The following is a 25,636-nucleotide window of genomic DNA, read 5'->3' as shown; positions in this document are numbered from 1 at the left end:
ACGCGCGCAACAAAAAAGCCAGCGATCGCTCGCTGGCCTCTTCGTTGTTCTGGTGCGCCCGGAAGGATTCGAACCTCCGACCCCCAAGTTCGTAGCCTGGTGCTCTATCCAACTGAGCTACGGGCGCCTTGAACAGAAGCGGAATTTTCTAGCAAAACGTTTGCTTCGTCAACCACTATCCAGAATTTTTCTCTGCGATTTCCGAAGAAATCCGATCAAATTCGAGCAGTGGCGGAGAGTGAGGGATTCGAACCCTCGATGGAGTTTTAAGCCCCATACTCCCTTAGCAGGGGAGCCCCTTCAGCCACTCGGGCAACTCTCCGAAGCAACACGTTCGACGCAAGCGCCGAACGCGGTGCGAAGGATAACGGCTCAGGGCGTCTGCGGCAAATCTTCTTGCGCGTCGACACCATCGCCTTCGCGATGGATGCGCTGATAGATCTCCTCGCGGTGCACGGCGACGTCCTTGGGTGCGGTGATACCGATGCGCACCTGGTTGCCCTTGACGCCCAATACGGTGACCGACACCTGGTCACCAATCATCAGCGTCTCCCCGACGCGGCGGGTCAAAATCAGCATAGCAATCTCCTGGAACCGGCCCGTTTCGACGCGCCGGCGTGGACTGTATTCGGACCGTTCTCGACCTTGGAAACCGATTACAGACCTCGTTAGGCCGTGAAGCATGTCCCCTGCCGGGCGGCCGGTCAACAACCGGGGACGGGCGTTTAGCGCCCGCTTAGCCGAGGCGTTCGGCGACCCACTGGCGGACGTCGCCGAGCGCCGCGAGCAACGCAGGACCGTCTTCGCCGCCGCCCTGTGCCATGTCGGGTCGACCGCCGCCCTTGCCGCCGGTTTTCGCCGCGACGTGCGACAGCAGCTCGCCCGCCTTGACGCGACCGGTCGCGGCGCCGCCGACGCCGGCGACCAGCGCCGCCTTGCCGTCGCTCGTGCCGGCCAGCAGCACGACGACGTCACCGAGCTGCTGCTTGAGGCGATCCACCGCATCCCGCAGTGCCTTGGCATCGAGGCCTTCGATGCGCGCGGCGACGACCTTGATGCCGTCGACGTCGACAGCCGACGCGCCGAGGTCGGCGGTCGCGCCGCTGGCGGCCTTGGCCTTCAGCGATTCGAGCTCGCGCTCGAGCTGCTTCTGGCGATCGAGCAGCGCACGCAGACGCTCGCCGACTTCGCCGGCAGTGCCGCCGAGCAGACCGGCCGCCTGACGCATGCGCTCTTCGTCGCTGCGCACATGATCGAGTGCGGCCTGGCCGGTCAGCGCTTCGATACGGCGCACGCCGGACGACACGCCGCCTTCGGACACGAGCTTGAACAGGCCGATGCGGCCCGTGCGGTCGACGTGCGTACCGCCGCACAACTCGACCGATTCGCCCATCGTCACCACGCGCACGCGCTCGCCGTACTTCTCGCCGAACAGCGCCATCGCGCCGGAATCGAGCGCGGACTGCATGTCCATCTGCTCGATGCTGACCGGATGGTTGGCGCGCACTTCGACGTTGACGCGACGTTCGATCTCGGCGAGTTCGTCGGTCGTCACCTGCTGGAAATGCGAGAAGTCGAAACGCAGGCGCTCGGGCGCGACCAGCGAGCCCTTCTGCGCGACGTGCGTGCCGAGCAGATCGCGCAGCGCGCCGTGCAGCAGATGCGTCGCGCTGTGGTTGAGCACGATGGTGCCGCGGCGTGCGGCATCGATCGCGCCGCGCACCTGACCACCGCGCTGCAGCGTGCCCGACACCAGGCGGCCGACGTGGCCGTGGAACTGGCCCGCGAATTTCTGCGTGTCGTCGACTTCGAAACGCACACCGCCGGCTTCGAGCACGCCGGTATCACCGACCTGGCCGCCGGACTCGCCGTAGAACGGCGTGCGGTCGAGGATCACAACGACCTCGTCGCCGGCCGATGCGGACTCGACCGGACGCCCGTCGACGAGCAGCGCAAGAATTTGCAGGCCATCGGCTTCGTTCTGGTCGTCGCCGACGAACACGGTCGGCGACAGCTGGGCGACGAGATCGGCCGACAGGCCGGCGCTCGAGGTGAACTTGCCGGCCGCGCGCGCGGTCTCGCGCTGGCGCTGCATGGCGGCGTCGAAGCCCGGCATGTCGACCTCGAGGCCGCGCTCGCGCGCGATGTCCTGGGTGAGATCGAGCGGGAAGCCATAGGTGTCGTACAGGCGGAACGCATCCTCGCCCGGAATCGCGCCGCTGCTGCGCGAAGCGACGTCGTCGAAGATGCGCATGCCGGCGTCGAGCGTCTCGGCGAAGCGCTCCTCTTCGGCCTTGAGCGCGCGCTCGACCAGGTCGCGCTTCTCACGCAGTTCCGGATACGCCTCGCCCATCACGTCGTCGAGCGTGGCGACCATCGCGCTGAAGAACGGCTGGCGCACGCCGAGCATCCAGCCGTGGCGCAGTGCGCGGCGGATGATCCGGCGCAGCACGTAACCGCGACCTTCGTTGGACGGCAGTACGCCGTCGACGATCAGGAAGCTGCAGGCACGGATGTGGTCGGCGATCACGCGCAGCGACTTGTTTTCGAGATCCTGCGTGCCGGTGAGTTCACCGGCCTTACGGATCAGGGCCTGGAACAGGTCGATCTCGTAGTTGCTGTGCACGCCCTGCAGGATCGCAGCAAGGCGTTCCAACCCCATGCCGGTGTCGACGCACGGCGCAGGCAGCGGCACCAGCGTGCCGTCGGACTGCTTGTCGAACTGCATGAAGACCAGATTCCAGATTTCGATGAAGCGGTCGCCGTCCTCGTCGGGCGAGCCCGGCGGGCCGCCGAAGTGCGCGGGGCCGTGGTCATAGAAGATCTCGGTGCAGGGGCCGCAGGGACCGGTGTCGGCCATCTGCCAGAAATTGTCGGAGGCAAACGGCGCACCCTTGTTGTCGCCGATGCGGACGATGCGGTCTTCCGGAATGCCGATCATGTCGCGCCACAGCGCGTAGGCTTCGTCGTCGGTCTGGTAGACGGTGACCAGCAAACGATCGGCCGGCAGCTTCCAGACCTGCGTCAGCAGTTCCCACGCCCAGGCGATGGCGTCTTTCTTGAAGTAGTCGCCGAACGACCAGTTGCCGAGCATCTCGAAGAACGTGTGGTGACGCGCGGTGTAGCCGACGACGTCGAGATCGTTGTGCTTGCCGCCCGCGCGCAGGCAGCGCTGGACGTCGGCCGCGCGCACGTAGCTGCGCTTTTCGGCGCCCAGGAACACGTCCTTGAACTGCACCATGCCGGAGTTGGTGAACAGCAGCGTGGGATCGTTGCCGGGCACCAGCGGCGCCGACGGCACGATGGTGTGGCCCTTGCCCTTGAAGAACTCGAGGAAGTCGCTGCGGATCTGGGCGGTGCTGGTGGGGGTCTGCGTGGTCATGGGCCTGGCGTGACGGACGTGCTGGAGGGAGTAAGGGCATCCCCGGCAGCCGTGCGCGCCCGCTAGTAAACGGGTGCAGGTCCGGAGCGGTGCCCACAGCCGCAAAGGGTAGCAGGCCGTCCGGGGGCCACGCGCGCCGCTGGACCGGCGCAACCCGCGCGCGTGCTACACGGCGCCTCGATCGTCCCGCAACGCGCGGACCGCGCCATAGGCGGTCTCGCCGTCGAACCCGCGACGCAGCAGGAAATCCACGGCCTTGCGCCGCAGTGCCGGATCGTCCGCGAACCCGGCCACGTCGTAACGGCGTTCGAGCAGATCGCGTGCGCGCTGCGGCCAGTCGGCCTCGCCGTCGGCGGCCAGCGATTCAAAGGCGGCAGCGATGCTGCCCGCATCGAGCCGATGCGTGGCCAGTTCGGCCTCGATCCGCAACGGGCCGTGGCCGCCCGTGGCCCGGCTGCGGGCGAGGCTCGCGGCGAAGCGGCCGTCGTCCTGCCAGCCGGCCTCGCGCATGCGTTCGACGGCATCGGCGGCGGCCTCGGGCTCGATGCCGCGCGCGGCGAGCTTGCGCAGGAGTTCGGGTTGCGAATGCTCACGCCGTACCAGCAACGACAACGCCCGCTGGGCGGGCGTCAGTTCGCGGCGTTTCCTGCGCCTGCCCGTGGCAGGCGCGTCACCCTCGACAGTCGACCCGGACGCGGCCGCGTCGAGGCGTTCCACGGACCCGCCAGCCGGCAGGTCCGTGTCATGCGGTTCGCCGCCGCCGGGCAGGCCCGACGCGACCGGCTCAGTCGTCGTCGTTTTCTTCATTGCCCGCCGCTGCGGCCGCCAGCACGGCTGCCGGCAGCAGCTTCTCGCGAATGCCCGCCTCGATGCGCGCGGCCACTTCCGGGTTGTCCTTGAGGTACTGGCGGGCGTTTTCCTTGCCCTGTCCGATCCGCTCGTCACCCGCGCTGTACCAAGCACCCGCCTTCTCGATCAGCTTGGCCTCGACGCCCATGTCGATCAGCTCGCCCTCGCGGCTGATGCCCTCGCCGTAGAGGATTTCGGTGATGACCTGCTTGAACGGGGGCGCCATCTTGTTCTTGACAACCTTGATGCGGGTCTGGTTGCCGATGATCTCGTCGCCCTTCTTGATCGCGCCGATGCGGCGGATGTCGAGGCGGACCGAGGCGTAGAACTTCAGCGCGTTGCCGCCGGTCGTGGTCTCGGGGCTCTGGCCCGGCATCATGATGCCGATCTTCATGCGCAGCTGGTTGATGAAGAACACCATGCAGTTGCTGCGCTTGATGTTGCCGGTCAGCTTGCGCAGCGCCTGGCTCATCAGACGGGCCTGCAGGCCCGGCAGCTGGTCGCCCATCTCGCCTTCGATTTCGGCGCGCGGGGTCAGTGCGGCGACCGAGTCGATGACGACCATGTCGACCGAGTTCGAGCGCACCAGCATGTCGGCGATCTCGAGCGCCTGCTCGCCGGTGTCGGGCTGGGAGACCAGCAGATCCTCGACGTTGACGCCGAGCTTCGCGGCGTACGTGGGATCCAGCGCATGCTCGGCGTCGATGAACGCCGCGACGCCGCCCATCTTCTGGCACTGCGCGATCGTCTGCAGGGTCAGCGTGGTCTTGCCCGACGATTCCGGGCCGTAGACCTCGATGACGCGGCCGCGCGGCAGGCCGCCGATGCCGAGTGCGAGATCAAGCTGCAGCGAACCGGTCGGGATCACCGGGACCACTTCCGACACGCGGTCGCCCATGCGGATCACCGAGCCCTTGCCGAACTGCTTCTCGATCTGGCTCAGGGCTGCGGAGAGCGCGCGCTTCTTGTTCTCGTCCATCGTGGTGGTCCTCGTCATTCGTGTTCCGGTCTGGTGGATGCATCCTCGCAATCGCAGGTCGCACAGGCTGCGACGCTGCAGGGAGGACATCAAATTAAGTGGGTGGATGCGCGCCGGTCAGCGGCGCGCGACGCGGATGCCGGTCGGGAAACACCCCGCATCCCGTGCGCCGCCGTGGCAAGGCGCTCAACGGTTCGGCCTGACCAGCCCGCAGTACAGGCCTTCGATCGCGAAGTCCTGGTCGGGCAGCACCTCGATGGGTGCGTAATCGGGATTGCGCGGCATCAGCCGGATGCGGTCCTTGCCGATCTTCAGCAGCTTGACCGTGATCGCGTCATCGACACGGGCGACGACGATCTGGCCCGAGCGCGCATCGCGGGTGCGGTGCACGCCGATCAAGTCGCCTTCGAAGATGCCCTCGTCGCGCATCGAATCGCCCTTGACCTTGAGCAGATAGTCGGGCGACGGCGAAAACAGCACGCGGTCGAGGACGAGGTAATCGTCGGAACCGATGTCGGCACCGATCGGCGCACCGGCGGCGACCTGCCCGAGGACCGGCAGGCGGAGCGCATCGCCGGGCGTGGCGCCCAGGGCCAGCGCGTGCTGCGCCTGCTGCACCGGGACCAGCACGCGGATGCCACGTGCCCGGCCCGGCACCCGCTCGATCGCGCCGGCGGCTTCCAGGGCATCGAGGTGGTATTGCGCGGCGCGCACGCCGCTGAAGCCGAACGCGCGGGCAATCTCGGTCTGCGAAGGCGGCATGCCTTCGGCCGCGATGCGCTCGCCGATCATTTCGAGAATCGCGTGCTGGGTCTGGGTCAGGTCCATGATGAGTAGTATTACTACTAACGCATGAACGCTGCAAGCATTTGCCGTCGGGAAAGGGCGTCAGACGTCAGTCCGTCAGCGGGGGATCGTCAGCGGGGGATCGCGAGGTGGGCGGCGTCAAGCGGCTTGCCTGCGCCACGCGCCGTGGTCTGAATCGCGGCGTCCCCCGGCAGTGCGCTCTTGCCGTCGAGATGCGCGTCGACGCGGTCGAGCGCGGCGTACACGTATGGCAGCAGCGGCACATAGCGCGCGGCGTAGTCCGGCAGGCCGAGGAACCCGTCGAAGTGCTGCGCATTGGCAACCTGCCACAGGCGCACGTCGCGCCCGGCCGCTTGCGCCCAGCCGACATACGGCGTGCTGGTGAACGCCATGGGGATCAGGCCGTCGTCGGTGCCATGGACCACCACGACCGGCAGACCTGCGCGCGGCAGGCCGACCTGCGTCTCGGCGATGCCGGCCTGCACCCGCTTCGCGGCCGCATCGTCACCGTCGTTGAGCGCGCGCAGGCATTGCAGACCGGGCAGCAGCGGATCGGCACCCGCCATGCGCGTGTCGACGAGGCCGACACCCGCGCCCGGCGGAATGCCGCTGCCGTCGCTCCACCAGGTCGCGCGTTCGGTCGCGGTCGCCGGACGCGGACTGCCGTCCGGGCCCTGCGCCGCGTAGCGAAATCCGCAGGGATGCGCGTCCGCATTGAAGCGTCCATACGCGGAAGCGTAGGTCGCGGCGATCGCGCGCCACAGGTCGAAGCCCGCCGACAGGGCGCCCGCGCGCAGCGCACCGTCGGTCCAGCCGTGGGTGCGCAGGATTTCCAGTGCCGAGCGCGACTGCGCCGCAGCGTCGTCGCCTTCGACCAGACCGACCGCGCGCAGCGAGGCGCAGCGCGCGGTCCACAGCGGCGCGACCTGCGCGGTCAATGGCGGCTGCGGCAGGTTGTCGACGGCGAGCAGCGCGCAGGGCATCAGCAACGCGGCTTCGGTGGTGTAGTCGTAGAGCGAACGCGCGCCCGGCGCGTCGACGTGGATGCTGGGCTCGCCGGCGACCACGGCATCGAGCCAGTCGCCTTCGAGTTCGGCCGCGCGCAGTACCGCGCCACCGCCATTGGAGATGCCGACCGCGATGACGCGGGTGCTGTCGAAATCGAACGGCACATCGTCCGGATACGCCTCGCCCAGCGCCTGCAGTGCGAATTCGGCGGCCTGGCGGACGTGGCGGCCCCAGTCGGCCTCGGGGTTGTCGCCGGAATGCGCATGCTTGAACGCGACGCCCTGCCCCGCGCCTTCCGGCGCAAAGACGGCCTGCGTGCGATCGGTGGATGGCGTGCCGTCGGTCGAGACGCCGATGCCCGCATCGGCATCGAAGTAATCGGTGCCGGCGCCCTTGTCGGTGTAGGCCACGGCGCAGCCCTTCGGCAGGCCCCAGGCGCCGGCGACGGCGATCGCGCCGTAGATGCCGCGCGAACCGGACGACGCCGTGACCACGATGCAGCGGCGCGTGCGGTCGAAGTCGTCGGGGACCTGCACCAGCACGCGATGCGGCTGCGACGCACCGGGCACGGTGGCCAGCGCGTGGAACTCGCGACCCGGTACGGGCGCCAGACTGCCGTAGAGCGTGCCGTAGCCGCCGCCCGGCGCGAGATCGGCGATGCCGCGCCAGTTCGCCCAGAGCGCACGACGCCGTGCTTCGTCGGCGCGCGGATGCTCGGGATCGGCGAAGGTCGGCGGCGTCATCGCCTGCAGGCCTGCCGGTCCGAGGCCGGCGGTCAGCAGATCGTCGTCGCCCCGGTGGAGGCTGGTGCGCTGGGCGCTGAACATCGTGGCGTCGTCTCCGCGCATCGAGGCAGGATCGGTGCGCGTCGCACTGCCGGCACAGGCGGCGAGCGAAAGCGCGAGGGTGGCGAGGCACAGCGGCCGGAGCATGCGGATCTTGGTCATGCAGGCACCGTAGCAGCGCGTTCGCCAGCGGCCATCGTACTTTGGTACCAGCCGCGCGCCCCGCCCGGGCTTGCTAGTGTGGCGCTCGCATCCGGGCACGGATTCGACGCCATCGTTGGCAGCCACCGCGCCCGAATCCCGATTCCGAATTCCATCCGGCCCCCGAATGCCCAAGCTGCTGATCGCCGACGACCACCCGCTGTTCCGCGCCGCCCTGCGCGGCGCGGCAGCCGATGCGGCGCCCGACGTCACCACGCGCGAGGCCGAGACGCTCGACGGCGTGCTCGAAGCGCTGGAGCACGAGGACGACATCGACCTCGTGCTGCTGGACCTGCACATGCCCGGCAACCACGGACTGGCCGGGCTGGCCGCGATCCGCGCGCAGTTCCCGGCCGTGGCGGTGGTGCTGGTGTCGGCGAACGAAGACCCGCTGGTGGTGCGCCGCGCGCTCGATCACGGCGTCGCCGGCTACATCCCCAAGAGCGCCGGCCTCGACGAACTGCGCGCAGCGATCCGCGCGGTGCTCGATTGCGAGCAGTGGCTGCCGCCTGCGCTGCGCGGCGCGGTCGCACGCGCGCAGTCGGCGCCTGCGGACATGGATCTCGCCGCGCGCTTCGCGAGCCTGACGCCGCAGCAGTTCCGGGTGCTGCGTCTGGTCGCCGAGGGGCTGCTCAACAAGCAGATCGCCGATCGCCTCGACGTGCAGGAACGCACGATCAAGGCGCACATGTCGGCGATCTTCGAGAAACTCGGCGCGCGCAACCGCACCCACGCCGGCGTGATCCTGCGCGGTCTGGAAATCAGCGATCCCGCGCTGCGCGTCGCCGGTTGACGGCGATCAGTCGTTCCGCCGCACCGGCGGATTGATCCATTGCACCTGCAGGCCGCGGCGCTGCGCCTCGCGGTTGACCTTGGCGATGTAGGCATCGTCGGTCGTGATCCGCAGCGGCTCCACGGATTGCATCCGCACCTCAAGGGGCGGTGCATCCGCCAGGCGTGGCGAACTGCTGGCGCAGGCCGCCAGCGCGCAGGCCGACAGGACGAGTGTGGTTCGGAGGAAGGACGGCATGGTCGGACTCCGCGGCGACTGGCTCGGCGCAGGCGCGCCGCCGTTGCGGTACCTGCCCCTGCGCTATACACCCGCGCCGCGCGGGCCGATCAACCGCCGGTCGGCGCGTCCGGTGCCGGCCGACGGGCGGCGGCATTGCCGATGGTGCCGAGTTCGGCGAGCACCGAGGTCGCGTAGCAGCCGGCCGGCAACACGAACGACAGCTGCAGCTGGTCCGGCGCCTGCCAGCGCCACTGCAGTTCGCCCGGCTGCAGGCGTGTCGCGCGACGTTCCTGCGACAGGCCGGCGGTTTCCAGACCCTCGCGCAATGCCAGCGACTGCGGATCGTCGAGCGCCGCGGTTTCGCGTGCGAGTGCGTCGCCCGTGCTGCGCAGCGCGCCGCGGCCCCACAGCGGCGCGGTGGGATGGATGTCCTGCGCGGCGACGCGTGCGTCGAGCTCGGCGCTGACCGGTTCGGGACCGAACACGCTGCGGCTGCCGTCGAGCATCCACACCTCGCCATCGAGACCGGTGTTCCAGTCGCCGGCATCGACGCGCGCCGCGAGCACGCGGTTGTACAGCGCCGAGCGTGCGGCCGACAGCAGCATCGCGCGCTGGTCGCGGTCCATGCGCCGGCGCGGCGCAGCGAACATGCGCAGCGCCTTGTCGATGTTGCCGCCGTCGTGACCGAAGCGTTGTTCGCCGAAATAGTTCGGCACGCCGCGCGTGGCGATCGTCTGCAGACGCGCCTCGATCGCCGCGACATCGCCGACGACATCGCGCAGCGTCAGCACGAAGCGGTTGCCCGCCAGCGCGCCGCGCGGCAGCTTGCGCGCATGGCGTGCCTGCGCAAGCACGCGCAGCGACTGGCCGTGACCCGTGGCCATGGCTTCGAGCGCGGCGCTATCGGGTGCGTCGCGGCCCGGCAGCTGCACGGTGAAGCGCTGCGTCGTCAGTGCGTGCCGATCCTTCAGGCCGGCGTAGCCGACCGCACGGCCGTCGACATCCGCCCACTGCGCGAGCAGGCGCGCGACGAATGCGGTGTTCATGCCGGTCTTCTCGATCGTCAGCAGCAGATGTTCGCCCGCGCCGCTGGCCTCGAAGCCGTCGATCTCGTCGACGCGGAAATCCGACGGATGCTGGCGGATCGTCGCCGACAGCACCGGCGCGCCGTGCGCGGTTAGCATGCCGGCCGCGCGATCGGCGCTCTCGTCCGGCTCAGCCGCCATCGCGCACCAGCAGGCACACCGCCTGCGCGGCGATGCCTTCGCCGCGACCGGTGAAGCCGAGGCGTTCGCTGGTGGTCGCCTTGATCGACATGCAGTCGAGCGCGATGCCGAGATCGTCGGCGATCGCCGTGCGCATCGCCGACGCGTGCGGGCCGATCTTCGGCCGCTCGCAGATCACGGTGACGTCGGCATTGCCGACGCGCCAGCCGCGCTCCGCGAGCAACCCGTTGCAATGCCGCAGCAGCGCACGGCTGTCGGCGCCCTTCCAGCGGTCGTCGGACGGCGGGAAATGCACGCCGATGTCACCGAGCGCGAGCGCGCCGAGCATCGCGTCGCACAGCGCGTGCAGCGCGACGTCGCCATCGCTGTGCGCGAGTACGCCGCGTTCGAACGGGATGCGGACGCCGCCGACCATCACGTGGTCGCCATCGCCGAAGGCATGGACGTCGAAGCCCTGGCCGATGCGGAAATCAGGCGTGGCGGTCATGTCGGTAAACCTGCGGGAAAAACGGGACGGCAGCTTGCCACGGATTGGGACGTGGGCAAGTCACAGGTGCGGCTGATGCACCTACGAAGGCTTCGCTTCGATCCGCGCGCATCTGCGTAGATCCGTGGCCAGTCCTTATCTGCGTCGCGACAGCTCGAACTCGAAGCGCGCGAAATCCGCCGGCGTCGTGATCTTGAAATTGTCCTCGCGGCCTTCGACCAGCAGCGGGCGCGCGCCCTGGCGCTCCATGGCCATGGCTTCGTCGGTGACCGCGATGCCGTCGACGTCGGCGGCTTCGAGTGCGCGGCCCAGTTGCAGGCGGCGGAAAAGCTGCGGGGTCAGCGCGCGCCACAGGCGTTCGCGGGGTTCGGTACCGTCGATGCCGCCGTCGTCGCCTGCCCGCTTGAGCGTGTCGCGCACGGGTGCGGCGAGAATCGCGCCGACCGGATCCATGCGGCCGCGTTCGAGCAGCGCATCGAGATCGTCGGCGTGCAGGTTCGGACGCGCGGCATCGTGCACCAGCACGAAGTCGTCGGGACGGACCGATTCGGGCAATGCATGCAGACCGGCGAGCACCGATGCCGCACGCTTGTCGCCGCCCGGTGCGCGGACCAGCGGCTTGCCGTGCAGCACGGCGTCGGGCAGCAGCGGTGCGTCGTCGGCACCGAGCACCAGCACGACGCCGCCGATGCCGGAATGCCCGGCGAGCGCGTCGAGCGTGTGCGCCAGAACGCTGCGCCCGCCCACCTCGAGAAACTGTTTCGGCACCGCGCCGCCGAACCGGCTGCCGCGACCGGCGGCCGGCACGATCACCCAGTTGCTCACGGCGTCTGGTCCTGCGCGCGGCGCTGCGCGTCCGGATCGAGCGCGTGCTCGGCCGGCAGCGGCGCAATGCGGGCATCGTCGACGACGCGGTAGAAGGTTTCGCCCGGCTTGATCATGCCGAGCTCGCCACGCGCGCGTTCCTCGATCGCCGCCTCACCGGATTTGAGGTCGGCGACTTCGGCCGCGAGTGCGGCGTTGCGTTGCTCCAGGCCTTCGTTCTGGCGTGCCTGCGTCTCGACGCGGGCACGCAGCTCCTCGACCTGCTCGGTCCCGCCCACGCCGAACCACAGCCGGTACTGCAACCAGGCCAGCAGCGTGGCGAGCACCAGCAGCACGACGAGCAACGCGCGCATTGACGATGTCCTGTGGAATCAGCGCTTCAGCGACACGAACGCATCGCGGCCGGCGTACCGGGCAGCACTGCCCAGAGCCTCTTCGATGCGCAGCAGCTGGTTGTACTTGGCGACGCGATCGCTGCGGCACAGCGAACCGGTCTTGATCTGCGTGGCCGTGGTGGCGACCGCGATGTCGGCGATCGTCGTGTCCTCGGTCTCGCCGGAACGGTGCGACACGACCGCGGCGTAACCCGCCGCATCCGCCATCGCGATGGCTTCGAGTGTCTCGGTCAGCGTGCCGATCTGGTTGACCTTGATCAGGATCGCGTTCGCGGTCTTCGAATCGATGCCTTCCTTGAAGATCTTCGGGTTGGTGACGAACAGGTCGTCGCCGACCAGCTGCACCTTGTCGCCGATGCGGTCGGTCAGCTGCTTCCAGCCGGTCCAGTCGTCCTCGGCCATGCCGTCCTCGATCGTGACGATCGGGTACTGCGCGGCCCAGTCGGCGAGGAAGTCGACGAACTGCTCGCCGGTCAGGCGCTTGTTCTCGCCGACCAGGTGGTACTTGCCGTTGTCGTGGAACTCGCTCGATGCGACGTCCAGACCCAGCAGCACGTCGTCGCCCGCGGCGTAACCGGCCTTGCCGATCGCCTCGAGGATCGTGTCGAGCGCTTCGACGTTGCTGCGGAAATCCGGCGCGAAGCCGCCTTCGTCGCCGACCGCCGTGCTCAGGCCGTGGCTCTTGAGCACGGACTTGAGGGCGTGGAAAATTTCGGTGCCCGCGCGCAGCGACTCGGAGAAGCTCGAGAAGCCGACCGGCAGCACCATGAATTCCTGGAAATCGACGTTGTTGTCGGCATGCGCGCCGCCGTTGATGATGTTCATCATCGGCACCGGCAGCACCGGCGCGCGGTCGCCGCCGAGCAGCTTCCACAGCGGAATCTTCTTCGACGCGGCCAGCGCATGCGCGTTCGCCATCGAGACGCCGAGCAGCGCGTTGGCGCCGAGGCGGCCCTTGTTTTCGGTGCCGTCGAGATCGATCAGGCGCTTGTCGAGGCCCGCCTGGTCGGCGGCATCGAAACCCTTCAGCGCCTCGGCGATCGCGCCGTTGACGTTGCCGACGGCCTTCTGCACGCCCTTGCCGAGATAGCGCGTCTTGTCGCCATCGCGCAGTTCCACCGCCTCACGGGCGCCGGTCGAGGCGCCGGACGGCACCATCGCACGGCCGAAGCTGCCGTCTTCCAGCGTCACTTCGGCTTCGAGGGTCGGATTGCCGCGGGAGTCGAGGATCTCGCGGGCGTGGATCTTGGCGATGGCGGTCATGGTCGGGTCGAAAGTCTCGTTCGGGAAAATGGGAGTGCTCAGGCGTCGACGAAGCGCGCTTCCTGGGCCAGGACGTGTTCGGGAATCGGATGGCCGTCGCGGCGGGCCACGGCCATCTGCGCACGGGTGCCGAAGCCACCGAGGATACGGCCGTCGTCGAGGAACACCTGCCAATCCTCGATCTCGGCGACCGCAACGGTTACCGGCTCGGACGGCAGGGCGCCATCGACGAAGGGCGTGACGATGCGCAGCGTCACCGATGCGGCATCGAGCGATTCAGGCGTGCCCCAGACGTGTTCGATCTCGCCGGCCGCGTTACGCAGCGGGATCTTCACCCCGACCTGCAGCGGCGAACCGACATGCGGACGCAGCTCATCGATCGACGCCTGGGCGCGCGCACGCGCCGTGTGCAGCAAGGGCTCGTCACGTGCGACCGGTACGGCCGACTCCGCGATCTTGCGGGCACTGCGCACGGCCAAGGCGACCGCTGCCGCGCAAGACAGCAAGGCGATCAGCCAGGGCCACCAGCCGGTCAGAGGTCGGCTTCCGCGAAGCCGGCACGCTTGGTGACGGCGTCGAGTTCCAGCATCGTTTCCAGCAACGCGCGCATGCGCCCCAGCGGCCACGCGTTCGGGCCGTCGCTGAGCGCTTCTTCGGGCCTGGGGTGCGTTTCCATGAACACACCGGCCACGCCAACCGCAATGGCAGCGCGCGCCAAGACCGGCACGAACTCGCGCTGACCGCCGCTGGAATTGCCCTGCCCGCCCGGCAGCTGCACCGAGTGGGTCGCGTCGAACACGACCGGGCAATTCGTCTCGCGCATCACCGCCAGCGAGCGCATGTCGCTGACCAAGTTGTTGTAGCCGAAGCTCGCGCCGCGCTCGCAGACCATGATCTGGTCGTTGCCGGTGGACTTGGCCTTCTCGACGACGGGCTTCATGTCCCACGGCGACAGGAACTGGCCCTTCTTGATGTTGACCGGCTTGCCGGCCGCGCAGACCTTCTTGATGAAGTCGGTCTGGCGCACGAGGAAGGCCGGCGTCTGCAGCACATCGACGACCGAAGCGACCTCGTCCATCGGCGTGTATTCGTGCACGTCGGTCAGCACCGGCACGCCGAGCTGGCGCTTCACTTCCGCCAGCACGCGCAGGCCCTCTTCCATGCCCGGGCCGCGGAAGCTGGTGCCGGACGTGCGGTTGGCCTTGTCGAAGCTCGACTTGAAGATGAAATTGATGCCGAGCTCGGACGTGATCTCCTTCAACTGGCCGGCGACGTCGAGCTGCAGCTGCTCCGACTCGATGACGCAGGGGCCGGCGATCAGAAAGAACGGCTGGTCGAGACCGACCTCGAATCCACAGAGCTTCATGCGTGTGCCTCCTTGAGCAGCGCGCCGCCGGCCTTGTTCTCGCGCGCGGCGCGCACGAAGCCGATGAACAGCGGATGGCCGCCGCGCGGCGTGGACAGGAATTCGGGATGCGCCTGGCAGGCGATGAACCACGGATGCTGCGGCAGTTCGACCATCTCCACCAGCAGGTCGTCCATCGACTTGGCGGCGATCACCAGGCCGGCGTCCTCGAGCTGGGTGCGGTAGCGGTTGTTGAATTCGTAGCGGTGGCGGTGGCGCTCGCCGACGACATCCTGGCCGTAGACCTCGCGCGACTTCGTGCCGGGCTTGAGGCGCTGTTCCTGCAGGCCCAGGCGCATCGTGCCGCCCAGATCGCTGTCTTCGCTGCGACGCTCGACATCGCCCGACTGCGTGCGCCATTCGGTGATCAGGCCGATGACCGGATGCGGCGACTGCTTGTCGTTCTCGGTGCTGTTGGCGCCTTCGAGACCGGCGACGTTGCGCGCCACGTCGACGACGGCGGCCTGCATGCCGTAGCAGATGCCGAAATACGGCAGGCCGGTTTCGCGCGAGTACTGCGAGGCCAGCACCTTGCCTTCGAAACCACGGTCGCCGAAGCCGCCGGGCACCAGCACGCCGTCCACGTCGCCGAGCCACGCGGCGGCGCCGTCGCGCTCGATGTCCTGGGATTCGATCCACTTCAGGCTGACGCGGGTGCGCTGGCGCACGCCGCCATGCTTGAGTGCTTCGCCGACCGACTTGTAGGCGTCCTTGTGGTCGACGTACTTGCCGACGACGCCGATCACCACTTCGTCGATCGGGTGTTCGACCGCATTGACCACGTCGATCCACTCGGAAAGATCCGCAGTCGGCTTGGCCTTGTCGCCCAGGCGCAGGCGCTCGACGACGATCTCGTCCAGGCCCTGCGCATGCAGCCACATCGGAATCTTGTGGATGTTGTCGAGATCGACGGCCGAGATCACCGCCTTCTCCGACACGTTGGTGAACGAGGCGATCTTGCGGCGCTCGCCGTCGGGCAGCGGCTGCTCGCTGCGGCACAGCAGGATGTCGGGCTGGATGCCGATCGAGCGCAGTTCCTTGACCGAGTGCTGCGTCGGCTTGGTCTTCAGCTCGCCGGCGGCCGCGATGTACGGCACCAGGGTCAGATGCATGAAGACGGCCTTGTCGCTGCCGCGGTCGGTGCGGATCTGGCGGATCGCCTCGAGGAACGGCAGCGATTCGATGTCGCCGACGGTGCCGCCGATTTCGACCAGGGCCACGTCGTAACCCTGCGTGGCCTCGTCGATGGCGCGCTTGATCGCGTCGGTGATGTGCGGGATGACCTGCACGGTCGCGCCGAGGTAATCGCCGCGACGTTCCTTGCGGATCACGCTCTCGTAGATCTTGCCGGTCGTGATCGAGTTCTTGCCCGACAGGCGCACATTGATGAAGCGCTCGTAGTGGCCGAGATCGAGATCGGTTTCCGCGCCGTCGTCGGTCACGTAGACCTCGCCGTGCTGGAACGGGCTCATCGTGCCGGGGTCGACGTTGATGTAGGGATCGAGCTTCATCATCGTCACCCGCAGGCCGCGGGCTTCGAGAATGGCCGCCAGCGAGGCGGCCGCGATGCCCTTCCCGAGGGAAGAGACCACGCCGCCGGTCACGAACACGAGCGGAGTGATGGAACTGGAAGGAGGCGTCATGGGCACAGCAGGTCGCTGGAAAGCCCCATTCTACAGGCTGCGGCCGAACCGCGCCCGGTCCTGCGCACCGGCCCGTCACATCGACGCCTGCCCGCACAGCAGAACGCCCCGGCTGACCGGGGCGTTCCGTGGGTGATGCCGGGCGCGTGGATCAGGCCGGATCTTCCTCTTCTTCCTCGACCTGCGGCACCGGCTCCTCGGCGGTCTGCACGGCGGCGTCGGCCTGCGCGTCGTAGGCCTCGTTCACGGCGTCGGTCGCGTAGTCGGCTTCGGTGGCGGCGGTTTCGGCGGCCTGCGCCGATGCCTCGGCGGTCTGGGCCGCCTGCTCGGCCTGCTGCGCGGCGATCTGGGCGTCGCGAGCCTGCTGCTCGACCGAGGCATCCTGGGCGAACGCGGGGGCGGCGAAGGCGGTGGCGACGATGGCGGCGAACAGTACGTTGCGGGTCTTCATTGGACTCTCCGGATTTGAATTCGAAAGTGGAGCAGCGTTGCGTCTTGCAAACCATCCGCCGCGGAGCGGCGGATGAAGGGTGTCGGCGGGTTCTGCTCGACGGTTCGAACCTAGCCACCGCGACCCGGCCCGCAACTGAACAACGGCCTGCTTACAGGGGGTCCACACGGCGCTAACTTCATTGCAACCGCTTACATGCGGCGGTGGCGCGGATCGCGCTGTTTCCCGCCGCGACACGCTCCGGAATCGGCGGATCGGCAATTCCTTTAACATGCGCCGATTCCCGCCGCGCAGCATCGAATGAACACCCGCTACAACGCCGCCGACATCGAAGTCCTCTCCGGCCTGGATCCGGTCAAGCGCCGTCCCGGCATGTACACCGACACCACGCGCCCGAACCATCTGGCGCAGGAAGTCATCGACAACGCCGTCGACGAAGCGCTCGCCGGGCACGCCCGCGAGATCGCCGTCACGCTGTTCAAGGACGGCAGCTGCGAAGTGTCCGACGACGGCCGCGGCATGCCGGTCGACATCCACCCGGAAGAAAAGATCCCGGGCGTCGAGCTGATCCTCACGCGCCTGCACGCCGGCGGAAAGTTCAGCAACAAGAACTACACCTTCAGCGGCGGCCTGCACGGCGTGGGTGTCAGCGTGGTCAATGCGCTGTCGACGCTGGTGGAAGTGCACATCAAGCGCGACGGCAGCGAGCACCGCATCACTTTCCGAAATGGCGACCGCGCGTCGCCGCTGGAAGTGGTCGGCACGGTCGGCAAGAAGAACACCGGCACCCGCGTGCGCTTCTGGGCCGACCCGAAGTATTTCGACAGCCCGAAGTTCAGCGTGCGTGCACTGCGGCATCTGCTGCGCGCCAAGGCCGTGCTGTGCCCGGGCCTGACCGTAACGCTGCTGGATGAAGCGACCGGCGAACGCGACCAGTGGCTGTTCGAGGATGGCCTGCGCGATTACCTCAAGGGCGAACTGGCCGAGCGCGAACTGCTGCCGCCGGAGCTGTTCGTCGGCGCGCTGAAGAAGGACACCGAGACCGTCGACTGGGCGGTCGCCTGGGTGGTCGATGGCGAGCTGGTGCAGGAGAGCTACGTCAACCTGATCCCGACCGCGCAGCACGGCACCCACGTCAACGGCCTGCGCACCGGCTTCACCGACGCGCTGCGCGAGTTCTGCGACTTCCGCAATCTGTTGCCGCGCGGCGTCAAGCTGGCGCCGGAAGACGTCTGGGACCGCGTCGCCTTCGTGTTGTCGATGAAGATGACCGACCCGCAGTTCTCCGGCCAGACCAAGGAGCGGCTGTCGTCGCGCCAGGCCGCGGGCTTCGTCGAGGGCGCCGCGCACGATGCCTTCAGCCTGTGGCTCAACCAGCACACGGATCTGGGCGAGAAGATCGCCCAGCTCGCGATCGACCGCGCCAGCGCGCGGCTCAAGACCGAGAAGCAGATCGTCCGCAAGAAGGTCACCCAGGGGCCGGCGCTGCCGGGCAAGCTGGCCGACTGCATCAGCCAGGATCTCTCGCGCACCGAACTGTTCCTCGTCGAGGGCGACTCGGCGGGCGGCAGCGCCAAGCAGGCGCGCGACAAGGACTTCCAGGCGATCCTCCCGCTGCGCGGCAAGATCCTCAACACCTGGGAGGTCGCCAGCACCTCGGTGCTGGGCTCGGAGGAAGTGCACAACCTGGCGATCGCGATCGGCTGCGATCCGGGCAAGGAGGACATCTCCGGCCTGCGCTACGGCAAGGTCGTGATCCTGGCCGACGCCGACTCCGACGGCCTGCACATCGCGACGCTGTTGTGCGCGCTGTTCCTGCGCCATTTCCCGGCGCTGGTCGCGGCCGGCAACATCTTCGTCGCGATGCCGCCGCTGTTCCGCGTCGACGTGGGCAAGCAGGTGTTCTACGCGCTCGACGAAGAAGAGAAGCGCCTGCTGCTGGAGAAGATCGCGCGCGAGAAGCTCAAGGGCCAGATCAACGTGACCCGCTTCAAGGGTCTGGGCGAGATGAACCCCTCGCAGCTGCGTGAGTCGGCGATCCATCCCGACACGCGCCGCCTGGTGCAGCTGACGATCGACGACGATCTGCAGACGCGCTCGCTGGTCGACATGCTGCTGGCGAAGAAGCGTGCGGGCGATCGCAAGGCCTGGCTGGAAACCAAGGGCGACCTGGCGACACTGGAAGTCTGATGGCGCGCCGCGACGTGGCAACGGATCACGCTGCCACGTCCAATCGCCACTCCTGACCGATGCTCGACTACACCATCCCGGTTCTGCTGATCGTCCTGCTCGGCGTCTGGCTGCGACGCAGCCGCTGGACGCCCGAGGGGTTCTTTCCGGCGATCGAGTGGTTCTCGTTCTACGTCGCGTTTCCGGCGCTGCTCTTCATCAACACTGCGCGGCTGGAATTCACCGGAGGCGCGCTGCGCGATCTCACCGCAGCGACCCTGCTGCCGACGCTGGCGATGGTTGCAATGCTGGTCATCGCCCTGCGCTTCGCCCCGCGCCTGCCCGACCCGAGCCGCTCGTCGATCATCCAGGGCGCCGTGCGTCCGAGCACCTATTTCGGGCTCGCGGTCGCGTCCCTGCTGTTCGAGGACGCCACGGCCGCACTGGTGATGCTGGCGCTGGCGATCTGCCTGCCGGTGGTCAACGTGGTCGCCGTCGTCGCGCTGGCATGGTGGGGCGGCACGCGCGTGAGCGCCGCGCGCATCGCGATGATGCTGGCGAAGAATCCGATCATCGTCGCCACGGTCGCCGGCGCGCTGGTGAATCTCGTCGGCCTGCAGGTGCCGGCACCGCTCGGCAACGGGCTCGACATCCTCGGCAGCGCGTCGCTTGCGCTGGGTCTGATCTGCGTCGGCGGCGGACTCGATTTCAACTGGTCGGCGGCGCGCCCGCTGGCGCTCGGCATCACCTCGACACTGAAACTGCTGGCCCTGCCGCTGATCGCGGTCGCGACCTGCCGCGTGCTGGGCGCCGACGACGACGTCACCCGCGCCGCCTGCTTCTACGCCGCGCTGCCGACCGCATCCAACGCCTACATCATGGCGCGGCAGATGGGCGGCGATGCGCCGTTGATGGCCTCGCTGATCACGCTGCAGACGCTGCTCGCGATCGTCACCGTGCCGCTCGCGCTGCAGCTGCTGGTGTGGTGGCCGGCCTGATCCGGCTGACATCGCCGGATGCCCGGGTAACGGTTCTGTAACGCCTGAATGCGCGTCTGACGGCAGACTGACCCGATGCCAGTCCCCGACCGACACCTCGATCTCGGCTGCGGCGACGCCCCGCGCAATCCCTACGGACGTGCCCAGCTCTGCGGCATCGACATCCGTGCGCCCGACGGCGATGTCGCCCACGAACACCGCACCGCGAACCTGGTCGTCGCGCCGATTCCGTATCCCGACGGCAGCTTCGGCTCGGTGTCGGCCTACGATTTCATCGAGCACGTGCCACGGATCTTCCCCGACGCGAACGGCGGCACGCGGTTTCCTTTCATCGAGCTGATGAACGAGATCTGGCGCGTGCTCGCGCATGACGGCCGGCTGTACGCGCTGACGCCGGCGTTCCCGCATACAGATGCGTTCGTCGACCCGACCCACGTCAACATCATCACCGACGACAGCCACGCGTATTTCTGCGGGCCCGCGCCCGACGGACGGATGTACGGCTTCCATGGGCATTTCGAGATCGTGCGGGTGATCCGCACCGAGCGCGGCGCGGCCTACAGCGCCCTGCCCGGCTCGCCGCAGAATCACGGCCCGCGCAAACTCGCTGCGCGCGCCCTGCGCCGCTGGATGCGCTGGCTGCGCGGTCGCGCGTTCACGCCGCGCGCGCCGTATCTGCTGTGGGAACTGCGCGCGGTCAAAGCCGACCGCTGAAACGCGTCAGGCCTGATCGCTGGTCTCGACGACGCGCCCGGGAATGCGATGGGTGCGGCCGAGCTGGGCGAAGATCGCCGCCGAGGCCAGCGTCAGCGCGCCGACGCAGACGAAGGTCCAGCGGAAGGCCGCGAGCACCGGCGCATCGCCGGCCGGCTCGCCACTGAAGGCACCGAGCAACCCGCCCGCGGTCGCCACACCCAGGCTCATCGCCAGCATCATCACCATCGACAGCAGACTGTTGCCGGCGCTCGCCTCCGGGCCGCCGAGATCACGCAGCGCCAGGGTGTTCATCGCGGTGAACTGCAGCGAATTGACCGCGCCGAAGATCGCGAACTGGACGATGTGCAACCACGTCGGCTGGTCCACGTCGACCAGCGCGAAGCTCGCCATCGTCAGACCGGTCAATACGGTGTTGACCACCAGCACATTGCGGTAGCCGAAGCGCTGCACCAGCGGCACGACGATGCGCTTGGAGAACATGCCGGCCAGCGCGACGGGAATCATCATCAGTCCGGCGTGGGTCGGCGGGTAGCCGAGCGCGACCTGCAGCAGCAACGGAATCATGTACGGCATGCCGCTGCTGCCGAGGCGTGCGAACAGATTGCCGAGCAGGCCGACGCTGAAGGTGCGGGTACGGAACAGCGTCAACGGAAACAGCGGCGCGACCGAGCGCGCGGCGTGCAGCCAGTACGCGACCAGCGCCGCGAGCCCGGTGACCAGCAGCACGACCAGGGCCGCATGTCGCGCCGCGTGGCCCGACAGCGCTTCGACCGACAGCGAGATCGCGATCATGCCGAACGCGAGCATCGCGTAGCCCGGCAGGTCGAACCGCGACACCGGTGCGCGCAGGTCGGGCATCCACTTCAGCGCCGCGATTGCGCCCAGTACACCCAGCGGCAGATTGATCAGGAAGATCCAGTGCCAGGACGCGACATCGGCCAGCCAGCCACCGAGCGCGGGCCCAATCAGCGGGCCGATCAGGCCGGGCACGGTGACGAAACTCATCGCCGCGAGGAACGCCGTGCGCGGCACCGCGCGCAGCACCGCCAGTCGCCCGACCGGCATCATCATCGCGCCGCCGACGCCCTGCAGCACGCGCGAGGCCACCAGCGCATCGAGATTCTGCGACAGCGCGCAGGCCAGCGAGCCGGCGGAGAACAGCACGATCGCCGCGACAAACAGGCGCCGCGTGCCGAAGCGGTCGGCGAGCCAGCCCGATGCCGGAATCAGCATCGCGACCGTCAGCGCGTAGGCGACCACGACCGACTGCATGCGCAGCGGCGACTGGCCCAGATCGACTGCCATCGACGGCAGCGCGGTATTGACGATCGTGGTGTCCAGCATCTGCATGAACACCGCGGCGGCGACCAGCCACAGCATCGGCTTGAACGGACGCAGCAACTCGGCATCGCTGGCGCGTGTGGCGCTCATGCGCGGCGGGAATCTCCGGTTGCATAGCCGATCGCATCTTCGATCAGCGTGCGCAGAATTGGCTGCAGCCGGCCGGCGCGCGCCGCGTCCCAGGCGAAGGTGTCCTCGTCCATGTAGCAGCGCTGGCTGATTTCCAACTGCACGGCTTCGACGCCGGTCTCCGGTCGTCCGTAATGCCGGGTGATGTGGCCGCCCTTGAAGCGGCCGTTGGCGACGAAGCCGAACGTCGACTGCGCCTGCAATCGCGCGGTCATCCGTGCTTCGAGTTCCGGTCTGCAGCTCGCGCCGCTGGCGGTGCCGAGATTGAGATCAGGCAGCGGACCTTCGAACAGGAACGGCAAGGTGCCGCGGATCGAATGCGCTTCCCACAGCACGACCCGGCCATGCGCGGCGCGCAGGCGCGCGATCTCCTCTCTGAGCGCGGCATGGTACGGGCGCCAGTAGGTGTCGACGCGCGCGGTGACCTCGTCGGGCGTCGGCGCTGCATCCGGCAGGTACACCGGGCCGCCGTCGAAACGCACCACCGGGCACAGACCGGTCGTGTTCTGGCCGGGATACAGCGAGACGTCGTCCTCGGACCGGTTGAGGTCGACGACGTAACGCGAATGCGTGGGCACCAGCATCGAAGCGCCGAGTTCGCGTGCGAACGCGTAGAGATCGGCGACGTGCCAGTCGGTGTCGGGCACGCGACGTGCCTCGTCCGTCAATTGCGAGGCGATCGCATCGGGCACGTGCGTGCCGTTGTGCGGGATGCTGATCAGCAGCGGCGCGTCGCCGCGATGGAGGTCGAAGAGGTCGGTGCGCATCGGCGCATTGTAGGCGCGGTCCGGTCGCGCCGGCGCTCAGCGCATCAGCACCACTTCCTCTGCGCTGGTGGGATGGATCGCGATCGTGTCGTGCAGGTCGTCGAGGGTCGCGCCCATCTTCAAGGCGACCGCGAAGCCCTGCAGGATCTCGTCGGCCGCATCGCCGAGCAGGTGGATGCCGCGCACGCGACGCTCGTCGCCGGTGCAGACCAGCTTGAACAGGCTGCGCTGGCTCGATTCGGCCAGCGCCTCCCGCATCGGACGGAAATTGCTGCGGTAGATGTGCACGTCGGCGCCGTACTGCGCGCGCGCCTGGGCTTCGGTCATTCCGACCATCGCCAGCGGCGGATGCGAGAACACCACCGACGGCACGTTGTCGGCATCGAGCTTCGCGTCCGGCTTGCCGCCGAACAGGCGATCGCACAGACGGCGCGCGGCGGCGATCGCGACCGGCGTCAAGGTCGGCCCGCAGCCGCAGATGTCGCCGACTGCGTACACGCCCGGCGCGGGCGTGGCCTGCCAGGCGTCGACCGGGATGTTGCCGGCGGCATCGGGCGTGATGCCGACGGTGTCGAGTCCGAGATCGGCGGTATTGGGGCGGCGACCGGTCGCGAACATGACCTCGTCGTAGCCACCGCGCGACGTGCCGTCTTCGGCTTCGAGACGCAGGCCGTCGTCGTCGCGATGCAGGGCCTTGAGCCCGTAGCCGAACACCAGATCGATACCCTGCTGGCAATAGTTCTCCTGCAGCTGCGCGACGAGTTCGGCGTCGGCCTGGCGCAACAGCCGCTGCTCGCGCACGAACACGTCGACCTGGCTGCCGAGCGCCTGCAGCACGCCCGCGAGTTCGATGGCGATGTAGCCGCCACCGATGATCGCCACGCGCGGCGGCGCTTCGCACCAGCGGAAGAAGTCATCGGAAATCGCGCCCAGCGCGGCGCCCGGAATGTCGGGACGCTGCGGATGCGAGCCTGCGGCCAGCACGATGTGTGGCGCGGTGAGGCAGGTGCCGTCTTCGCACTCGACGCGATCGCGCCCGGCCAGCCGTCCGCGCGAAGGCAGCACGAGAATGCCGTCGCGATCGAGTCGCGTGCGGTAGCTCTCGTGGATCATGTGGATGTATCGCTGCCGATCGGTGATGAAGGACGGCCAGTCGAACGCGACCTGCGTGTCAATCGGCAGATCGAACCCGAACCGCGCGGCCTGCCCCATGCGCAGGCGCAGGTCGGCGGCGAGCCACATCGCCTTCTTCGGCACGCAGCCCACGTTGACGCAGGTGCCGCCGAGCGGCTGCGGTTCTAGCACCGCGACGCGCTGGCCGTGCTCGGCCGCGCGGAATGCCGCGGCGAGACCACCGGAGCCGCCGCCGAGGACGATGAGGTCGAAGTGCAGCAGCGCGGAATCGTCGTGTCGCGCAGCGCTCATGCGAACCGCGCCGGCGCGTAGGGCGCGGGGTCGAAGCGCGGCGGTAGCCCGCAGATCAGGTCGCTCATCAGGTGTCCGGTCGCCACGCTCATGCTGACCCCGAGCATGCCATGCCCGGTCGCGAGCCAGAGGTGACGATGACCGGGTGCGAGGCCGAGAATCGGCACGTCGTCCACGCTCACGGGGCGCCAGCCGTACCACTCTTCCTCGCGCACCGGGCCGACCGGTTCGTGCAGGTATTCGCGCGCCGCGCGCTCCAGCGCATCGAGGCGCACGCGGTTGAGCGAGCGGTCGTAGCCGGAGAATTCCATCGTGCTGCCGAGTCGGAACCCGCTGTCCCACACGGTCACGCAGACGCTGCGTTCGTGCAGCACCATCGGCGTGCGCGGCACGATCGACGGGCGCGAATAGGTGATCGAATAGCCCTTGCCCGGTTGTACCGGGACGCGCAGGCGCAGCGACTTCGCGAGCAGCGGCGACCAGGCGCCGGTCGCGAGCAGCAGATCGCGTCCCGCGAACACGCCCTGGCGGGTGTCCACGCGCACGCCATCGCCGGTTTCTTCGATCGCGTGCACCTCGCAGTGCTCGACCAGTTCGCCGCCCAGCGCGCGGAACGCGCGTGCCAGACCCGCGACGTAACGATCGGGGCGCAGACGCGCATCGCCGGGAAAGCGGATCGCGCCGACCACGCCTTCGCGCAATGCAGGCTCCTGACGCAGATAGTCGGCGCCGTCGATGCGCTCGACCGCGACGCCCAGCGCGCGCAATTGCGTGGCCTCGTCCTCGAACGCGTCGAAATCGGCGCGGTCGCGATAGACGTAATCGACGCCGGAGGCTTCGAACTCGCAATCGATGCCCAGCGTCTCGAGCCAATCCGGAAACGCCGCGCGCGAGGCTTCGAGAATCGTCGAGCGCGCACGCATCGCACGCAGCCAGTCGGGCCGGTTGCAGTGGCGCGCGAAACCGATCATCCAGCACCACAGCGCCGGGTCGATGCGCGGGCTCACGCGGAACGGCGCGTCGGGCATTAGCATCCAGCGCAGCGCCTTGGCCACCGTGCCGGGCGCGGCCAGGGGCGCAGCGTGGCTCGGGGTGATCGTGCCGCAATTGCCGTGCGAACTGCCGCAGCCCGCGGTGCCGGCCTCCAGCACACGCACGCCGCGGCCCGCCTGCAGCAACGCGATGCCGCTGGCGAGGCCGATGACCCCGCCACCGACGATCAGCACGTCATTCTGCGCGTTCATGCCGGCGCCCTCGGAATCTGTTCGAGATCCGTCGCGAGCGCAGCCGGATGGCGCGTGGCGCATCGCAGGAGGCGCAGCGTACGTTGGGTACGTGAGCACTCCGGGCACCGCACGCGCGCCTTCCGACA

The 25,636-nt window shown here is 68.6% G+C and carries 24 protein-coding genes and 2 tRNA genes; 4 read left to right on the top strand and 22 right to left on the bottom strand.

The annotated features are described in order from the left end of the window. Nucleotides 1-50: 50 nt before the first annotated feature. The 8 genes from V3391_RS12030 to V3391_RS11995 form a co-directional block, all read right to left on the bottom strand. Nucleotides 51-127, bottom strand: a tRNA-Arg gene (locus tag V3391_RS12030). A 102-nt stretch (nucleotides 128-229) separates the two neighbouring features. Beyond that, a tRNA-Ser gene (locus V3391_RS12025) sits at nucleotides 230-322 on the bottom strand. 50 nt (nucleotides 323-372) lie between these two features. Continuing rightward, nucleotides 373-579 (bottom strand): carbon storage regulator CsrA, encoded by a 207-nt coding sequence (csrA, locus tag V3391_RS12020; RefSeq protein ID WP_332078636.1) that lies wholly within the window; start codon nucleotides 577-579, stop codon nucleotides 373-375. A 157-nt stretch (nucleotides 580-736) separates the two neighbouring features. Continuing rightward, the gene (gene alaS, locus V3391_RS12015) at nucleotides 737-3,382 is read right to left on the bottom strand and encodes an alanine--tRNA ligase (RefSeq protein ID WP_332078635.1); all 2,646 of its coding nucleotides are present in this window, start codon (nucleotides 3,380-3,382) and stop codon (nucleotides 737-739) included. 165 nt (nucleotides 3,383-3,547) lie between these two features. Beyond that, a complete protein-coding gene (locus V3391_RS12010; RefSeq protein WP_332078634.1) occupies nucleotides 3,548-4,189 on the bottom strand; it encodes a regulatory protein RecX in 642 nt (213 codons plus the stop codon). Further along, on the bottom strand, nucleotides 4,167-5,210 hold the full coding sequence (recA, locus tag V3391_RS12005) for a recombinase RecA (protein ID WP_332078747.1): 1,044 nt from the start codon (nucleotides 5,208-5,210) through the stop codon (nucleotides 4,167-4,169). Before recA ends, V3391_RS12010 begins: the two co-directional genes overlap by 23 nt. Before the next feature lie 186 nt (nucleotides 5,211-5,396). Next, complete coding sequence (lexA, locus tag V3391_RS12000; protein WP_232149877.1) at nucleotides 5,397-6,038, bottom strand: transcriptional repressor LexA; 642 nt, start codon at nucleotides 6,036-6,038, stop codon at nucleotides 5,397-5,399. 89 nt (nucleotides 6,039-6,127) lie between these two features. After that, nucleotides 6,128-7,972, bottom strand: coding sequence for a 3-hydroxybutyrate oligomer hydrolase family protein (locus V3391_RS11995; protein WP_332078633.1), 1,845 nt, complete (start codon nucleotides 7,970-7,972; stop codon nucleotides 6,128-6,130). A gap of 166 nt (nucleotides 7,973-8,138) precedes the next feature. Between V3391_RS11995 and V3391_RS11990 the strand changes: the two genes are divergently transcribed. Next, the gene (locus V3391_RS11990; protein ID WP_332078632.1) at nucleotides 8,139-8,804 is read left to right on the top strand and encodes a response regulator transcription factor; all 666 of its coding nucleotides are present in this window, start codon (nucleotides 8,139-8,141) and stop codon (nucleotides 8,802-8,804) included. A 6-nt stretch (nucleotides 8,805-8,810) separates the two neighbouring features. Here V3391_RS11990 and V3391_RS11985 read toward each other — a convergent pair whose 3' ends face one another. The 10 genes from V3391_RS11985 to V3391_RS11940 form a co-directional block, all read right to left on the bottom strand. After that, nucleotides 8,811-9,041, bottom strand: a complete 231-nt coding sequence (locus tag V3391_RS11985; protein ID WP_332078631.1) for a hypothetical protein — start codon at nucleotides 9,039-9,041, stop codon at nucleotides 8,811-8,813. Nucleotides 9,042-9,130: 89 nt separating this feature from the next. Then, nucleotides 9,131-10,249 (bottom strand): tRNA pseudouridine(13) synthase TruD, encoded by a 1,119-nt coding sequence (gene truD, locus V3391_RS11980; RefSeq protein WP_332078630.1) that lies wholly within the window; start codon nucleotides 10,247-10,249, stop codon nucleotides 9,131-9,133. Then, nucleotides 10,239-10,736: a 2-C-methyl-D-erythritol 2,4-cyclodiphosphate synthase gene (gene ispF / locus V3391_RS11975; RefSeq protein ID WP_332078629.1), complete on the bottom strand. Its 498-nt coding sequence runs from the start codon at nucleotides 10,734-10,736 to the stop codon at nucleotides 10,239-10,241. Before ispF ends, truD begins: the two co-directional genes overlap by 11 nt. A 135-nt stretch (nucleotides 10,737-10,871) precedes the next feature. After that, a complete protein-coding gene (gene ispD / locus V3391_RS11970; protein ID WP_332078628.1) occupies nucleotides 10,872-11,561 on the bottom strand; it encodes a 2-C-methyl-D-erythritol 4-phosphate cytidylyltransferase in 690 nt (229 codons plus the stop codon). Beyond that, nucleotides 11,558-11,914: a cell division protein FtsB gene (gene ftsB, locus V3391_RS11965; protein ID WP_332078627.1), complete on the bottom strand. Its 357-nt coding sequence runs from the start codon at nucleotides 11,912-11,914 to the stop codon at nucleotides 11,558-11,560. The genes ispD and ftsB overlap by 4 nt, the downstream gene beginning before the upstream one ends. Before the next feature lie 18 nt (nucleotides 11,915-11,932). After that, a complete protein-coding gene (gene eno / locus V3391_RS11960; RefSeq protein ID WP_332078626.1) occupies nucleotides 11,933-13,219 on the bottom strand; it encodes a phosphopyruvate hydratase in 1,287 nt (428 codons plus the stop codon). Nucleotides 13,220-13,257: 38 nt separating this feature from the next. Next, the gene (locus V3391_RS11955; protein WP_332078625.1) at nucleotides 13,258-13,692 is read right to left on the bottom strand and encodes a hypothetical protein; all 435 of its coding nucleotides are present in this window, start codon (nucleotides 13,690-13,692) and stop codon (nucleotides 13,258-13,260) included. A gap of 59 nt (nucleotides 13,693-13,751) precedes the next feature. Continuing rightward, entirely contained in the window at nucleotides 13,752-14,585 is an 834-nt protein-coding gene (gene kdsA, locus V3391_RS11950; protein WP_332078624.1) for a 3-deoxy-8-phosphooctulonate synthase, read from the bottom strand. Next, on the bottom strand, nucleotides 14,582-16,246 hold the full coding sequence (pyrG, locus tag V3391_RS11945) for a CTP synthase (RefSeq protein WP_332078746.1): 1,665 nt from the start codon (nucleotides 16,244-16,246) through the stop codon (nucleotides 14,582-14,584). Before pyrG ends, kdsA begins: the two co-directional genes overlap by 4 nt. A gap of 172 nt (nucleotides 16,247-16,418) precedes the next feature. Further along, a complete protein-coding gene (locus tag V3391_RS11940; protein ID WP_232136976.1) occupies nucleotides 16,419-16,718 on the bottom strand; it encodes a hypothetical protein in 300 nt (99 codons plus the stop codon). A gap of 300 nt (nucleotides 16,719-17,018) precedes the next feature. On the opposite strand from V3391_RS11940, the gene parE reads away from it, so the two are divergent. The 3 genes from parE to V3391_RS11925 all read left to right on the top strand — a co-directional run bounded on the left by parE (nucleotide 17,019) and on the right by V3391_RS11925 (nucleotide 20,599). Continuing rightward, on the top strand, nucleotides 17,019-18,908 hold the full coding sequence (gene parE / locus V3391_RS11935) for a DNA topoisomerase IV subunit B (protein ID WP_332078622.1): 1,890 nt from the start codon (nucleotides 17,019-17,021) through the stop codon (nucleotides 18,906-18,908). Nucleotides 18,909-18,967: 59 nt separating this feature from the next. Next, entirely contained in the window at nucleotides 18,968-19,885 is a 918-nt protein-coding gene (locus V3391_RS11930) for an AEC family transporter (RefSeq protein ID WP_332078621.1), read from the top strand. Nucleotides 19,886-19,960: 75 nt separating this feature from the next. Continuing rightward, nucleotides 19,961-20,599, top strand: coding sequence for a methyltransferase domain-containing protein (locus tag V3391_RS11925; protein WP_332078620.1), 639 nt, complete (start codon nucleotides 19,961-19,963; stop codon nucleotides 20,597-20,599). A gap of 6 nt (nucleotides 20,600-20,605) precedes the next feature. Here V3391_RS11925 and mdtD read toward each other — a convergent pair whose 3' ends face one another. The 4 genes from mdtD to V3391_RS11905 are packed head-to-tail and all read right to left on the bottom strand — an operon-like array spanning nucleotide 20,606 to nucleotide 25,508. After that, nucleotides 20,606-22,033 carry a multidrug transporter subunit MdtD gene (gene mdtD, locus V3391_RS11920; protein WP_332078619.1) on the bottom strand — a complete coding sequence of 476 codons (1,428 nt, stop codon included), beginning with the start codon at nucleotides 22,031-22,033 and terminating at the stop codon, nucleotides 20,606-20,608. Next, nucleotides 22,030-22,839 (bottom strand): N-formylglutamate deformylase, encoded by an 810-nt coding sequence (gene hutG / locus V3391_RS11915; protein ID WP_332078618.1) that lies wholly within the window; start codon nucleotides 22,837-22,839, stop codon nucleotides 22,030-22,032. The genes mdtD and hutG overlap by 4 nt, the downstream gene beginning before the upstream one ends. Nucleotides 22,840-22,875: 36 nt before the next feature. Continuing rightward, the gene (gene gorA, locus V3391_RS11910) at nucleotides 22,876-24,264 is read right to left on the bottom strand and encodes a glutathione-disulfide reductase (protein ID WP_332078617.1); all 1,389 of its coding nucleotides are present in this window, start codon (nucleotides 24,262-24,264) and stop codon (nucleotides 22,876-22,878) included. Continuing rightward, complete coding sequence (locus tag V3391_RS11905) at nucleotides 24,261-25,508, bottom strand: NAD(P)/FAD-dependent oxidoreductase (RefSeq protein ID WP_332078616.1); 1,248 nt, start codon at nucleotides 25,506-25,508, stop codon at nucleotides 24,261-24,263. The genes gorA and V3391_RS11905 overlap by 4 nt, the downstream gene beginning before the upstream one ends. Between the last annotated feature and the right edge of the window lie 128 nt (nucleotides 25,509-25,636).

Source organism: Luteimonas flava, from assembly GCF_036584485.1.
GTDB classification, from domain to species: domain Bacteria; phylum Pseudomonadota; class Gammaproteobacteria; order Xanthomonadales; family Xanthomonadaceae; genus Luteimonas; species Luteimonas flava.
This window is presented reverse-complemented; position numbering and strand designations above follow the sequence as displayed.